The sequence below is a fragment of the Alcanivorax nanhaiticus genome (assembly GCF_000756665.1).
Taxonomy (GTDB): Bacteria; Pseudomonadota; Gammaproteobacteria; order Pseudomonadales; family Alcanivoracaceae; genus Alcanivorax; species Alcanivorax nanhaiticus.
In genome coordinates this window covers 16,330-29,593 of sequence record NZ_ARXV01000013.1, presented here as the reverse complement: position 1 = coordinate 29,593, position 13,264 = coordinate 16,330, and the positions used below count along the sequence as shown (strand labels likewise).

14 protein-coding genes are annotated in these 13,264 nt (G+C 55.9%); 4 read left to right on the top strand and 10 right to left on the bottom strand.

All coding sequences use genetic code 11. The annotated features are described in order from the left end of the window. Positions 1-67 precede the first annotated feature (67 nt). Positions 68-457: a DUF4168 domain-containing protein gene (locus tag Y5S_RS14340; RefSeq protein ID WP_035233920.1), complete on the top strand. Its 390-nt coding sequence runs from the start codon at positions 68-70 to the stop codon at positions 455-457. 63 nt (positions 458-520) lie between these two features. Here Y5S_RS14340 and Y5S_RS14335 read toward each other — a convergent pair whose 3' ends face one another. From Y5S_RS14335 to Y5S_RS14325, 3 genes are all read right to left on the bottom strand, one after another. Next, complete coding sequence (locus tag Y5S_RS14335) at positions 521-2,488, bottom strand: ligand-gated channel protein (RefSeq protein WP_035233919.1); 1,968 nt, start codon at positions 2,486-2,488, stop codon at positions 521-523. A gap of 120 nt (positions 2,489-2,608) precedes the next feature. After that, on the bottom strand, positions 2,609-3,967 hold the full coding sequence (locus Y5S_RS14330; protein ID WP_035233918.1) for a sensor histidine kinase: 1,359 nt from the start codon (positions 3,965-3,967) through the stop codon (positions 2,609-2,611). Further along, on the bottom strand, positions 3,967-4,677 hold the full coding sequence (locus Y5S_RS14325; protein WP_156107787.1) for a response regulator transcription factor: 711 nt from the start codon (positions 4,675-4,677) through the stop codon (positions 3,967-3,969). Before Y5S_RS14325 ends, Y5S_RS14330 begins: the two co-directional genes overlap by 1 nt. Positions 4,678-4,833: 156 nt before the next feature. Here Y5S_RS14325 and Y5S_RS14320 point away from each other — a divergent pair, with 156 nt between their 5' ends. Genes Y5S_RS14320 through Y5S_RS14310 form a run of 3 tightly spaced genes read left to right on the top strand, consistent with a single transcriptional unit; the run spans position 4,834 to position 6,789 of the window. Beyond that, positions 4,834-5,439 carry a PepSY-associated TM helix domain-containing protein gene (locus Y5S_RS14320; protein ID WP_035233917.1) on the top strand — a complete coding sequence of 202 codons (606 nt, stop codon included), beginning with the start codon at positions 4,834-4,836 and terminating at the stop codon, positions 5,437-5,439. A 20-nt stretch (positions 5,440-5,459) separates the two neighbouring features. Continuing rightward, on the top strand, positions 5,460-5,948 hold the full coding sequence (locus Y5S_RS14315) for a DUF2271 domain-containing protein (protein WP_035233915.1): 489 nt from the start codon (positions 5,460-5,462) through the stop codon (positions 5,946-5,948). Positions 5,949-5,982: 34 nt separating this feature from the next. Further along, positions 5,983-6,789: a DUF4198 domain-containing protein gene (locus Y5S_RS14310; protein ID WP_197055156.1), complete on the top strand. Its 807-nt coding sequence runs from the start codon at positions 5,983-5,985 to the stop codon at positions 6,787-6,789. A gap of 228 nt (positions 6,790-7,017) precedes the next feature. Here the strand turns inward: Y5S_RS14310 and pdxJ are convergent, their stop codons facing one another. From pdxJ to lepA, 7 genes are all read right to left on the bottom strand, one after another. After that, positions 7,018-7,752 (bottom strand): pyridoxine 5'-phosphate synthase, encoded by a 735-nt coding sequence (gene pdxJ, locus Y5S_RS14305; RefSeq protein WP_035233914.1) that lies wholly within the window; start codon positions 7,750-7,752, stop codon positions 7,018-7,020. A 202-nt stretch (positions 7,753-7,954) separates the two neighbouring features. Continuing rightward, on the bottom strand, positions 7,955-8,626 hold the full coding sequence (recO, locus tag Y5S_RS14300) for a DNA repair protein RecO (RefSeq protein ID WP_035233913.1): 672 nt from the start codon (positions 8,624-8,626) through the stop codon (positions 7,955-7,957). After that, on the bottom strand, positions 8,613-9,527 hold the full coding sequence (gene era / locus Y5S_RS14295) for a GTPase Era (protein WP_035233912.1): 915 nt from the start codon (positions 9,525-9,527) through the stop codon (positions 8,613-8,615). Before era ends, recO begins: the two co-directional genes overlap by 14 nt. After that, the gene (rnc, locus tag Y5S_RS14290; RefSeq protein ID WP_035233994.1) at positions 9,520-10,182 is read right to left on the bottom strand and encodes a ribonuclease III; all 663 of its coding nucleotides are present in this window, start codon (positions 10,180-10,182) and stop codon (positions 9,520-9,522) included. Before rnc ends, era begins: the two co-directional genes overlap by 8 nt. Before the next feature lie 20 nt (positions 10,183-10,202). Then, a complete protein-coding gene (locus tag Y5S_RS14285; protein WP_231552703.1) occupies positions 10,203-10,583 on the bottom strand; it encodes a DUF4845 domain-containing protein in 381 nt (126 codons plus the stop codon). Between the two features lies 1 nt (position 10,584). Then, positions 10,585-11,376, bottom strand: coding sequence for a signal peptidase I (gene lepB / locus Y5S_RS14280; protein WP_052041622.1), 792 nt, complete (start codon positions 11,374-11,376; stop codon positions 10,585-10,587). Beyond that, positions 11,376-13,175: a translation elongation factor 4 gene (gene lepA, locus Y5S_RS14275; RefSeq protein WP_035233911.1), complete on the bottom strand. Its 1,800-nt coding sequence runs from the start codon at positions 13,173-13,175 to the stop codon at positions 11,376-11,378. Before lepA ends, lepB begins: the two co-directional genes overlap by 1 nt. Positions 13,176-13,264 lie beyond the last annotated feature (89 nt).

The following is a 13,264-nucleotide window of genomic DNA, read 5'->3' as shown; positions in this document are numbered from 1 at the left end:
AGGCACCTGTAGGAATCACAGGTAAATACCGCGCTTCCCAAAGCGGATACGCAACAGGAGAACGTTCATGAAGACAACCCTTCTCGCCGCATCGGTACTGGCCAGTTTACTCGCTCTCGCAGGACCTGCTGTCGCCCAGCAGGGACAGGGCTCGGCACAGCCACCTGTGGCAACACCCCAGGCCCCGCTTCCCAAAGCTGAGGATTTTTCAGCGCAACAGCTGGAAGCTTTCGTAGATTCCCAGAAAGAGATGGGCGACATTCAGCGGGAATACGCCAAGAAACTTCAAGACAAGAAAGACAGTCCCCAGGAAGCGATGGCAATCAGGCAGGAAGCCCAGCAGGCTCTCGCCTCAGCGGTACAGGAGAGTGGTCTGGAAGTGCAGACTTACAACCAGATTATAAGACTGGCACGCAACGACGAGGCATTTAGAGCCCAACTGGAAGCGATGCTCTGACGCTACAGTAAGGGAATGCGGCAGCGCCGGCCTGACCCCGGCCTGCCGGTTCCGTAGTGCAATTCAGAAATCCACCTGCAACCCCAGCCAGTACCGACGGCCATCCTCCACGTAGCCGTATTCATCCAGGAATATTTCCTTGTCGGCCAGATTGTAGATACCGGTATTTAATTTTGCCTTGGGTGAGAGTTTGAAGCCGACACCGGCATCCACCAGGGTGGTAGACGGGGCAACAATGGCACTGCTGGATGGGCCGGTAACAGGCTGACTTTCCTCACCTCGATAACGCACTGTGGCCCAGGGAGAGACCGTACTCGTGGCCTGCCAGTCCAGTTGCAGGCTGGCCAGATGCTCCGGCAACTGGGTCAGAGGCTCGCCCTTGTATTCACCGGACTTCTGTTCAGAATCCGTGAAGGTGTAACTGAAGTTCACTGAAAGCACCTTGGCGAGGGTAGACGAGAGCGCAAATTCCACACCCTGGGTTTCCGCTTCATCCACATTGACCCGGTAGGTCGGATCCGAACCAAACTGATTGGGTCCGTCTGTGCAGATGCTGACAGGACAGGCAATCCGGGTGATCTTGTCTTCGAAATCCGTATGGAACACGGTCACATTGGCCATCAACGCACGCCCGGCATTGAAGTACAGGCCAAGCTCCTGGTTAACAGAGGTTTCTGGCTCCAGGTCAGGGTTGCCGTAAATGTTTCCGCCGCGGCTGACCTGACCCCAGTCCGGAATCACCTCACGCAAGGAAGGTGAGCGGAAGCCCGTCGACACCCCACCTTTGACCGTCCAACGAGGACTGAAGCCCCAGACACCATAGACCCTCGGACTTACATGTCTGCCATAGTTTTCGTCGTCATCCATGCGAGCTCCCACGGTAAGGAAGAAGGTATCTGTGAGCATCCACTCATCCTCCGCGAATAGCGCCCATTTGGTGTTCTCTACCTTGGTACGCTCTGAAATACGGTTCGAGGTATCGTCACGCAGCTTTTCTTCGGTGAAATCCATGCCCACGCTCAGCATGTGATTCCCGACGGGGATCAACAGCGTGCTTTTGGCCGCGTCGTTGGTGATGATCATCTCACGACCTTCGTTTTCCGCCCTCTCCCGCTGCAGATAGGTTTCCGAGGTACCGAACCCCCAACGCCCCGTGTGCTGGATCGACCAGGCTTCACGTGCATGTTCGGAGAAAGCATCGCTGCAGCCACCGCGGCCGCAGTCCGAGGTCGGTTGGGTACGGCCCATCAGACCCTGACGGGTATCTACCGAGCTGCTCGCCTCCAGCGAAATATCCTGGTTGTCTGTCGGAGTCAGCGTCAGGCGAGCATTCAGGTTCTTGAGCTCTTTCTGCTCAAAGCCATCCACAAACCCGTCTTCCTGGCGATTGTAGAAACCACCGTAAAGCTGGAGCCCTGCCATACCTTCCTTGAGCGGGCCGCTGAGACTGAAGTTACCCTGGGTGATATCCCCGGAACGGGAATCGTCATGAATCACCGTGTCCACTTGTGCCGTGCCGCCCCATTTCTCCGCCACCTTGCGGGTGATGATATTGATCACCCCGCCCATGGCATCGGAACCATAGAGTGTGGACATGGGCCCACGGATCACTTCGATACGTTCAATACTTTGTACTGGCGGCAACCAACTCTGCTCGAAACCCGCACTCCCGTTAGGTCGGGTTTCACGGGTAGACACCGGCTTGCCATCCACAAGAATCAGGGTATACGAGGCAGGCATACCACGAATGACAATGTCAGTACCGTTATCCCCGGATCCGCCACCTGTTACAACAACACCAGGAACGTCACGCAGCACATCCGTGACATCCTGATAATAGCGTTCTTCGATCTGTTCACGGTTGATCACACTAATAGATGCTGGTGCATCCTCTACCTGCTGGGCATAGCCCCCTGCGGTGACAGACACCTGTCCCAGTTCATAGGTGTCTTGCGGATTGTCTGCCCAAACCGCACCACTTACCGTGCTGGCTGCCAGTGCCAACGCCCCCAAACGTGTTACCGCCACCATATTTGCCTCCTTGAAAATTCACCACCACAAGCGGGTTTCTCGCATCAGAACCCGTTGTGAACATGATTCAACTTAGCAGATGGTATTGATTGTCATTTACAACTAAAGGAAGTTTACATTCTATACGACATCAAACGCTTTCAGCCGCATATGTATGCTCAGGCCAGGAGTGGCGTTTTCCGCCCACATCTCGCCGCCAATTCGGGTGACAGCCCGCCGGGCAATACTTAGCCCCAACCCAAAACCACTCTCATGACGGGCAGCATCCAGCCGAACAAAAGGTGAGAAGATGGTTTCCAGACTGGCACCCGGGACACCCGGCCCCTGGTCAGAGATAGTCAGGTGCCAGTTGTCCCCCTCCCTGTGCCCGGCCAGAGTAATGGTGCCCCCCTGCGGCGAATGCCGAATGGCATTACGCACCAGGTTTTCAAACGCCTGTGCCAGTACATTCAGGTGCCCATACACGACCACATTCGCAGATAGGTAGCAGGGAAATCGCCCCCGGTCCCAGCCACTTTCGAAGCTGGCATTCTCCACCACCAGATCCCACAGGGCAGAGACAGAAAGCGCCTCCAGTCTGCTGCCATCCATTGGGGTATCTTGCCAACCCAGTGCGAGGGTATCGTCCACCAGATCGCGCATCCGAACCAACTCGATGGCCAATCGTTCGCGCAGCGCCCTCTCATCCATGGGGCTTTCCAGCGCCACTGTCAGACGACTCAAAGGCGTACGCAGCTCATGGGACATGTCATTCAGCAGCTGCTTCTGGGTAGACATCATGGTCGAGACCTTATCGGCCATGCGATTAAAACTCCGGGCCAGCTCGCCAAATTCATCCCGGCGCGCCACCACAGGGGGCCCCAGCCTGGCTCCTGCATCATCCTTGAAACGAAGCACTTGATCCTGCAAGGCTCGAAGCGGTCCTCGCACGCGCCAGAATAGCAACAGCCCAAGCAATAAGGCCGACAGGGCGGGAATACCGATCAACAGCGCGTTTTCCAGGTAAGGCCAATAGGTGCCGGGACGGTAGCGGGGGGGCAGTTGGATAATCAGCCTTGCGGTATCTTTATCACCTGAGAACGGGATACCAATGTAAGGCATGCTTTTACCGTATCGGAAACTCATCATGCCATTCAGACTGCGTTGAAAGCGTAAACCGGCACGCTCTCGCTCGGTCAGAGGGCTGCCACTGAGAGACTGATCCTCGTGATCCACCACCATGATGCTTCCGGTTTCCTTCTGGCGCATCATGTCCAACCACGCCGCGACCCCCGCTTCACCATCCGTCAGCCAAGCCTGCTCCGCCTCCCAGGCATAACCCCTCAGCACCTGACGGGCTTCACTGCTCAACCGCTGAGCATCACGACGCAGCTCCCCCATCAACCCGACACCCAGCACCATCGTCATGACAGCCGTGACCACCAGCACCATTGAGAGGCGCCAGAACAGGGAATGTGGCGTCAGCAAGTAACGGCGCATTACCGGGGATCCATCACCAGAGTGTAGCCCTGCCCCCACACCGTCCGTACCGGGGAGTCAGGCATACCTGCATCACGCAGCTTGCGACGCAAATGGCTGACATGGAGGTCAAGGCTACGGTCATGGCGACCACAACCTCTGTGCAGCACCGTCTGATAGAGGAAAGGTTTGTTTAGCGTCTCGCCGCGATGCTCCATGAGAACCTGTAGCAGACGAAATTCAGTGGTGGTCAGCCCCAGATCCTGGCCATTAAAACGGCCAATCTGATCAGCATCATGCAATTGAAGCCCCCCCGCCTGTGCCAACTGTCCATGAAGGTTACGCTCCAGAGCTACCCGGCGCAGGATGGCATCCACCCTCACTCCAAGCTCGGCCATACTGAACGGTTTGGCCACATAATCATCCGCTCCACTGATCAGACCCTGAATGCGTGCTTCTTCATCACCAAGCGCCGACACCACAATCACCGGGACCGTGCAGCGCTGACGCAGACTGGCCAGCAGCTCCAGGCCATTGAGACCGGGCAGGAGGATATCCAGCAGCACAAGGTCATAATCACCGCTGACAGCCAGTTGCAGCCCTTCAAGCCCGTCACTGCAGACAGCGGTCTGATATTGCCGGCTCTCCAGGTAATCACGCAGGTGCTCACCAAGAAGGGCATCATCCTCGATCATCAAAAGCCGAGCAGGAAGGTTAGTAATAGCATTCATTCTCAAATGATAAGCATTAACAACTAGAGGTTCCAGCTTTTCTCTGACTCCCGTTCAATTTTCTTCGCCGGGTCTTACATTCTTTACGCTCAGCAACCTATATATCAATAACAATTCTCATTAACATCGCTCCTCAATCTGATATTGAGTCTGGCAGTGAACAAGAAACGTAAAGCTTTCTGGCTGAAACAGCTTCACCAGTGGCACTGGGTCACCTCCGCCCTCTGTCTGATCAGCCTGCTGCTGTTCAGCATTACCGGCATCACCCTCAACCATGCCAATGATATTGCCGCCGAGCCGGCAATCCGCAGCGTGGAAGGCCAGCTTCCAGAACCGTTAATGGCCTCCCTTTCCGGTCTGGAAAAAGGCCCACTGCCCGTCCCGGTGCAGCAATGGCTGCAGACACAATGGGACCTGGACAGTGCCCACAAGGCCGCGGAATGGGCCCCGGATGAAGTCTATGTCGCCCTGCCCCGCCCCGGCGGTGACGCCTGGCTGGCGATCACTCTGGGCAGTGGCGAAGTGATGGGCGAAATCACTGACCGTGGCTGGATTGCGTTCTTTAACGACCTGCACAAGGGACGCCATACCGGCACGGTATGGGCCTGGTTCATCGATATCTTTGCGGTCGCCAGCCTGTTGTTCGCCCTCACCGGATTGGGGCTGATGATGCTCCACGCCAAACGCCGTCCGGCCACCTGGCCGGTTACCCTCGCCGGCCTGGTGCTGCCCTGGCTGCTGATCGTTTTCTTCATGCATTAAAGGACATCAAAGGAAATGCCATGCGTGTACTACTGACTTTCTGTCTGGCCCTGGTAGCCAGTCACTCCCTGGCGGAAAGCTTCCGTGTTGAAGTGGAAGTTCCACGTCTGCGGGTAGCGGAATACCACGCCCCCTATGTGGCGTTCTGGGTAGAAAACCCAGACCGCAGCACCATCCTTCCGCTGGGACTGTGGTATGACGACCAGGAGAAATGGCTCAAGGATATCCGCCAATGGTGGCGCCGCACTGGCCGGGGCCAATCCAAACCCTACGACGGTCTGACCGGTGCCACCCGCCCACCTGGCAATCACAGCATTGATTTCGCCGAACTGAAGGCGCTGCAGGACCTGCCGCCCGGAGAGTACGAACTAATCGTCGAAGCGGCCCGTGAAGTCGGCGGGCGCGAAGTACTCCGCCTGCCATTTCAGTGGCCCGCTGAACAAGCGCAGACACAGCAAGCCAGCGGCGACAACGAACTGGGCACCGTCACGCTGACCATTACGCCCTGATTAATTTTCCCTGACACCATAAAAGGAGAGCACCATGCCTTCCCTGTTGAAACAGCTTGGTCTGGCCACCCTGCTGGCCGCTGCCCTGCCCGCTCATGCTCACAAACTGTGGCTGCTGCCCAGCCACACTGCCGTCTCAGAGCCTCAGTGGGTAACGGTTGACGCCAGTATTTCCAATGAAATCTTCGGCTTTGAACGCGCCTACCCGGTGGACACTGTGCAGGTCACCGGCCCGAGCGGCGAACGCGCCGCCGTGGACAACGCCACCCGCATGCACACCCGCAGCGTGTTTGATGTGCAGCTCGAGCAGGAAGGCAGCTATCGTATTGCCGTCGCCCAGCCTGGCTTTTTTCTGATGTACGAAGTGGATGGCGAGCGCAAACGTGCCCGTGGCAATGACGCAGCACAGATGCTCAAGGAACTGCCGGCCAACGCCAGCAACGTAAAAATGATGGAATCCCATAACCGCCTTGAGACCGTGGTCACCCTGGGCGCCCCCAACAACACCGCCCTCAACCCCACCGGCAAGGGCCTGGAAATCGAATTCCTGTCCCATCCCAATGATCTCTATGCTGGCGAAACGGCCAAGTGGCGGCTACTGGTGGACGGCAAGCCAGCCAGGAACCTGAAAGTGGAACTGGTCCCCGGCGGCACGCGCTACCGCGATAGCCAGGAAGACTGGAGCGTCACCAGTGACAAGAAGGGGCTGGTGGAAATTACCTGGCCGTCCGCCGGTCGCTACTTCCTGGAAGTCGGCACCAGCGACAAGCAAACCAGTCACCCAAAAGCAGACGAGCGACGCCTGCAGTATCTGGGGACCTTTGAAGTGTTGCCGATGTAATTCAGGAAACGCGGCGGCTGGCCGTATGCCTCAGCGGGGATAATCTGTTGAAGCACTGAAACGCAAAAGGCCGCGTCTGGAAAGGACGCGGCCTTTTGTATTTGCGAGTTTCGAGTTTCGAGTTTCGAAAAGCAAAAACCCTTAACCCCAAAGAAGAAAGTCTTTTTGCCTTTCGCTTCTCGCTTCTCGCTTCTCGCTTCTCGCTTCTCGCTTCTCGTTACTCGTTACTCAAGCAGAACGAACCTGATCGATAAGATCACGCATATCCTTCACCGCCTGATGCAACCCGCTAATCACCGCGCGGGCAATGATGCCGTGGCCGATGTTGAGTTCGTTCATGCCGGGAATTTCGGCAATGGCCTGGGTGTTGTGGTAGTGGAGGCCATGGCCGGCGTTGACTACCAGCCCCAGTTCCAGCGCCAACGCGGTTGCCTCACGAATCCGCTGGAGTTCTTTCGCCTGCTCTTCAGGTGTTTCCGCATCGGCATAGTGACCAGTATGAATTTCGATGGTGGGTGCACCACACTCGCTGGCAGCCCGAATTTGCGCCGGGTCGGCATCGATAAAGAGAGACACATCAATCCCCGCCTCTCCCAGACGTTTGCAACACTGGGCTATCCAGCTCTGATTGCCCACCACATCCAGTCCACCTTCCGTAGTCAGCTCCTCACGCTTTTCCGGTACCAGGCAGCAATGCGCAGGCTTGATCCGGGTAGCAATGGCAACCATCTCTTCAGTGGCTGCCATTTCCAGATTCATCCTCGTCTGCAGTGTCTGCGCGAGCAGCTCCACATCCCGGTCATTGATATGCCGGCGATCCTCACGCAGATGCACTGTAATGCCGTCTGCGCCGGCCTGCTCCGCCACCAGCGCTGCCTGCACCGGTTCAGGATAGCGGGTGCCACGGGCCTGACGCAGGGTGGCAACGTGATCAATATTTACGCCGAGAAGGACTCTGGACATGAAATTCACCTAGTACAATTTTTTTGAGTAAGAACATCAGGCAAGATATTGGAAGCAAGTTACAAGTTGCAAGTTACAACGCGGGCTTGCTTGCCGTGTTCCAACCTCATTACCCGCGGACCAAACATGAATCGCGGCGACAAGATTATCAAAAGGCAGAAACCATACCGCGCTTTGAAACTTGCAACTTGTAACTTGCCGCTCATCTTTCCCGGAACAACTCCCGACTCTTCAGCGGCCTGTCGCCGAGATGCGGGGCCAGTAGAGCCCTGCACAACTGCCTGGCCGTTCGGCGCGTATCCGCCTGCCAGTCACCATTCAGCATGGCCAGAAGATCTGAGCCCGGATAGCCCTGACTCGCGGCCAATAATCCCTGCTCGGGATTGAGTTGATAGTAACCGTCGGGGCGCACCGGTTCGCCCTGGATATCGTGCCCCAGATCGATACCGTAACCCATCTCTTCCAGCAAGCCGATCTCGAATTGCCGCAGCACCACATCCAACATCTCCCCCTGCTGTAGAGCATTCAGAGTGTGCTCATAAAGAGGCCAAAGATCGGGATGAGGGTCATCGCGGTGTAGTAAACGGGTCAGCAGTTCATTGACGTAAAAGCCACAATATAATGCCTTCCCTTGCAGGTGCATTGCCGGGGCCCGAGGCTCGCAGCCGCGTAGAGAGTACATCTCACCGGAGGCTTTTAACTCCACAAGCAAGGGCCGGAAAGGAGACAGGGAGGAGTCTTTGCGGCCGCCCCGCACAACGGCACCGACTCGCCCCAGAGCGGGCATGAATAGCTCGACAATCAAGCTGGTATTGCGAAATGGCCGCCGGTGCAACAACCAGGCTGGTTGCAGATCCTGCTCAACGCGGCTCATCGTAGCCGAGAGACCGCAGGGCGCGAGCATCGTCAGACCAGCCAGCCTTGATCTTCACCCACAGGTTGAGCATGACGCGGCGCTCGATCAAGCGCTCGATATCCTCACGAGCCTGGGTACCGATCTGCTTGATCCGCTCACCTTTGTCGCCAATCAAAATCTTTTTCTGCCCACGTCGCTCCACCAAAATGGCAGCGGAAATGTCCGTCACCCGCGGACCATCTTCCCAGAGCTCCACTTCCACGCTCACCTGGTGTGGCACTTCCTGGCCCAACTGTCGGACTACTTTTTCACGGATGATTTCTGCCGCCATGAAACGCAGGCTACGATCAGTGAGCTGATCTTCGTCATACCAGAAATCCCCTTCCGGTAAACGCTCGACCAGTGCCTTTTCCAGCTGTTCCAGATTTTGCTCCTTGAGCGCAGAAACCGGGATCACTGCATCAAAAGGATAGCGGGCACTCAACGATTCGATATACGGCAACAGTTCGGCTTTGTCTTCAAGGCTGTCGACCTTGTTGATGATCAACAATACCGGGACATCGGGCTTTGCCGGCAGCAAGGAAAGCACATGCTCATCACCCGGCGTCCACTTCAAACCATCCACCATCATGCAAACCACGTCTACCCCACTCAGGGTAGACACTGCCGCATCATTCATCGCCCGGTTCAGAGCGCGCTCCTGACCGGTATGAATACCCGGCGTATCAGCAAAGACTATCTGGTAATGGTCTCGGGTGTGGATACCGTGGATACGATGACGCGTGGTCTGAGGCTTGCGCGAAGTGATGCTGACTTTTTGCCCGATGAGGTGATTCATCAAAGTGGACTTGCCCACATTGGGACGCCCGACAATCGACACCATGCCACATCGGGTGGGTGTCACGGTCTGTTCAGTCATACTGCTGCTCCAGCCAGGTTAACGCTTCAGCGGCCGCCTGCTGCTCGGCCTTGCGACGACTTCCGCCCTGGGCCAAAAAGGTTTGTTGCATCTGCTCCAGCTCACAGGTCACATCGAAAGTCTGCTTGGGTGCCAGACCTTCAACGCGGGTCACCTGATAGACAGGAAGTTCAAATTTGCGGGCCTGTAACCACTCTTGCAGGCGGGTCTTGGCATCTTTCTGGGCATTCTGAGGAGTAATCGCCTGCAGTCGTTCTGCAAACCAGGAAAGCACCACCTGCCGACAAGCGTCTTCCCCACCATCCAGCAACATGGCACCAATAATGGCTTCCAACGCATCAGCCAGAATGGAATCTCGGCGGTAGCCTCCACTTTTGAGCTCGCCACCACCCAACGAAAGATGTTCCCCCAAGCCCAACTCCCTGCCTACCTGGGCCAGGGTCTGCCCCCGAACCAAGGAGGCGCGCATCCGGGTCAGCTGTCCTTCTGCAGCATCAGGGAACTGTTCAAACAAGGCAACGGAGATAATCTGACCGAGCTGGGCATCACCCAGGAATTCGAGCCGCTCATAATTACGATGGCGGCTGACACTGCGGTGGGTCAATGCCAGCGCCAGCAAATCCTGATCATTAAATCGATAGCCCAGGCGGGCCATCAAACGGTCAAGATTCTGGGTCACTGGCGAACGTCTTTGGTGAATTCATCCTTGAACGTCATCACGATGCTGACGTTATAGAACAGCGGCTCGCGCACCTCATAGTCAGTGGCAATCTTGAGCACCCCGCCTTCTTTAGTCATCACCAAATCGTCTACCTTGATCACATTGACCTGATTGATCATGAAACGTTTACCCAATGTTTCGCGAATTTCAGATCCAGACATCAACGCAACTTTATTATCTTGAAGCAAGTTGCTGATCGCGGTTCGGATAGTGTTGTGTTCCATGTAGGCAGGTACCATCCGGAATGCGGCCGTACCAAGAATGGCCACCACAACAAGAACCACCATCCAACCGATCAGGGAAAGTCCGCGCTGCTGAGAGGGCATTTTCATCATTTTAATTCGCCTCCACCTTGTCTATGGCACCGTTACGGGAAAAGCTGGGCAATGAGAATATCGGTTTCCAGTGCATCCAGATCAGGAAGGCCTCTCCCATCACCAGCTCATCCGGCACTATACCCCAAACCCGGCTGTCATTACTGTTATCACGATTGTCTCCCATCACAAAGAATGCGTTCTCCGGCACGGTCCACTCACCTTCGATGGCCATGTTGGAGACTTTCTTGCCTGTGAACGGGTTAACCTTCCCTTCCTGCCAGATGAAATGATCTACCTCACCCAGGGTCTCAATGTACTCTGACTGCCAGAATCGACCATTATCGCCCTCACGGACCAAATTGCGGGTAATCAGCTCGCCATTGATAAACAGACGATTATCCCGAATCTTTATCTCATCACCCGGCAGTCCCACCACCCGCTTGATGAAGTTCTGGTTCCGGTTTTCCGGAAACTTGAAAACCATGACATCGCCACGCTCGGGCTGACCTGTCTCGATGATTTTGGTATTGGTTACCGGCAAGCGCAGTCCATAGGCGAATTTGTTCACGAGAATGAAGTCATTCACCTGCAGGGTAGGCAACATGGAGCCGGACGGAATAGTGAATGGCTCGACAATGAACGAGCGAATAACCAGCACCACCAGGAACACGGAAATCAGGGAATTGGATCCCTCTACCACACTGGCTAGCCGCCCTTCCTGCTTTGACAGCTTCAAGGCCTTGTCCAGGCCCCAGATAACCAGTGTTATCGCCAGTGCCAGGGAGAGCCAGAAGCCAATATCAATATCCATTAATCATCCACCTTGAGTACAGCAAGGAAGGCTTCCTGGGGAATCTCCACATTACCCACCTGCTTCATCCGTTTTTTACCTTCTTTCTGCTTCTGCAGCAGTTTTTTCTTACGGGAAACGTCGCCGCCATAACACTTCGCGGTCACGTTCTTGCGTAGCGCCTTCACCGTCTGACGGGCAATGATCTTGCTGCCGATTGCAGCCTGAATGGCCACATCGAACATTTGCCGTGGCACCAGTTCCTTCATCTTTTCGCAGAGAGCACGGCCACGATAAGCGGACTGATCCATGTGGCAGATCATGGCCAGGGCATCCACCTTGTCACCATTGATCAGCACATCCACCCGCACCAGCTTGGTGGCTTCGAAGCGCTCGAATGCATAGTCCATGGACGCAAAGCCACGGCTGACTGACTTGATGCGGTCAAAGAAATCCAGCACCACTTCCGCCATCGGGATGTCATAGGTCAGCGCAACCTGCTTACCAAGATACTGCATGTTGATCTGCGAACCGCGACGTTCCACGCACAGGGAGATCACATTACCCACGTATTCCTGGGGCACCAGAATATTGACTCGGGCAATCGGCTCGCGGAACTCTTCGATCTTGTTGCCTTCAGGGAGTTTGGAGGGGTTATCCACATAAATGGTTGCGCCATCAGACAACAGCAGTTCGTATACCACTGTCGGAGCTGTGGTGATCAGATCCAGATCGTATTCGCGCTCCAGCCGCTCCTGGATAATCTCCATGTGCAGCATGCCGAGGAACCCCACCCGAAAACCAAAACCCAGTGCATCAGAGGTTTCCGGCTCATAAAACAGGGAGGCGTCATTCAGGGTCAGCTTGGCCAGCGCATCGCGGAAGTCTTCATAATCGTCCGCACTGACCGGGAACATGCCCGCATAGACCTGAGGCTTGACCTTCTTGAAGCCCGGCAGGGCGTCGACGTTCGGTGTCTTGGCCAGCGTCAGGGTATCGCCCACCGGCGCACCATGAATATCCTTGATGCTGCCGCTCACCCAGCCCACTTCACCCGCTTCCAATTGCTTGGTTTCGGTACGCTTTGGGGTAAAGATGCCCAACTGATCCACCACATGGGTCTGACCGGTGGATTTCACCAGAATCTTGTCGCCCTTCTTGAGCACACCGTGCTTGACCCGCACCAGCGAGATCACGCCAAGATAGTTGTCAAACCAGGAATCGATGATCAGGGCCTGCAAATCACCATCACGATTGCCTTCCGGAGACGGAATGCGCTCAACCAGCTGCTCGAGTAGATCATCAATACCAACGCCCGTCTTGGCAGAGACGCGACAAGCATCCATGGCATCCAGACCGATAATCTCTTCGATCTCGTTGATCACCGCTTCCGGTTCCGCCTGGGGCAAATCGATCTTGTTCAGCACCGGCAGCACCTCAAGATCCTGCTCGATGGCGGTGTAGCAATTAGCCACAGACTGGGCTTCCACGCCCTGAGCAGCATCCACCACCAGCAACGCCCCCTCACAAGCAGACAGGGAACGTGATACCTCGTAGGAAAAATCCACGTGTCCAGGCGTATCAATGAAATTCAGCTGATAGGTTTCCCCATCTCTGGCCTTGTAATAGAGCGTGACGCTCTGGGCCTTGATGGTGATACCGCGCTCGCGCTCCAATTCCATGGAATCCAGCACCTGCTCCTTGAGCTCACGCTCAGAGAGCCCGCCGCAAACCTGAATGAAGCGGTCCGCCAGGGTGGATTTGCCATGATCGATGTGGGCGATGATGGAGAAGTTGCGAATATTCGAGATGTCAGTCATAGGGCCTGTAAGCAATCAGTCGCTGCCGCACCGGCCCAAAACACAGGGCCTCACACCACCGAACCACCGGTGGCACCAGAAATCAGAAA

What these genes read in the sequence shown, in the direction of transcription:
- Y5S_RS14325 (WP_156107787.1), bottom strand. Translation starts at nt 4,677, where the DNA reads ATGAATGCTATTACTAACCTTCCTGCTCGGCTTTTGATGATCGAGGAT.
- Y5S_RS14335 (WP_035233919.1), bottom strand. Translation starts at nt 2,488, where the DNA reads ATGGTGGCGGTAACACGTTTGGGGGCGTTGGCACTGGCAGCCAGCACG.
- lepA (WP_035233911.1), bottom strand. Translation starts at nt 13,175, where the DNA reads ATGACTGACATCTCGAATATTCGCAACTTCTCCATCATCGCCCACATC.
- pdxJ (WP_035233914.1), bottom strand. Translation starts at nt 7,752, where the DNA reads ATGTCCAGAGTCCTTCTCGGCGTAAATATTGATCACGTTGCCACCCTG.
- recO (WP_035233913.1), bottom strand. Translation starts at nt 8,626, where the DNA reads ATGAGCCGCGTTGAGCAGGATCTGCAACCAGCCTGGTTGTTGCACCGG.
- lepB (WP_052041622.1), bottom strand. Translation starts at nt 11,376, where the DNA reads ATGGATATTGATATTGGCTTCTGGCTCTCCCTGGCACTGGCGATAACA.
- Y5S_RS14340 (WP_035233920.1), top strand. Translation starts at nt 68, where the DNA reads ATGAAGACAACCCTTCTCGCCGCATCGGTACTGGCCAGTTTACTCGCT.
- Y5S_RS14310 (WP_197055156.1), top strand. Translation starts at nt 5,983, where the DNA reads ATGCCTTCCCTGTTGAAACAGCTTGGTCTGGCCACCCTGCTGGCCGCT.
- Y5S_RS14330 (WP_035233918.1), bottom strand. Translation starts at nt 3,967, where the DNA reads ATGCGCCGTTACTTGCTGACGCCACATTCCCTGTTCTGGCGCCTCTCA.
- Y5S_RS14315 (WP_035233915.1), top strand. Translation starts at nt 5,460, where the DNA reads ATGCGTGTACTACTGACTTTCTGTCTGGCCCTGGTAGCCAGTCACTCC.
- era (WP_035233912.1), bottom strand. Translation starts at nt 9,527, where the DNA reads ATGACTGAACAGACCGTGACACCCACCCGATGTGGCATGGTGTCGATT.
- Y5S_RS14285 (WP_231552703.1), bottom strand. Translation starts at nt 10,583, where the DNA reads ATGATGAAAATGCCCTCTCAGCAGCGCGGACTTTCCCTGATCGGTTGG.
- rnc (WP_035233994.1), bottom strand. Translation starts at nt 10,182, where the DNA reads ATGGCCCGCCTGGGCTATCGATTTAATGATCAGGATTTGCTGGCGCTG.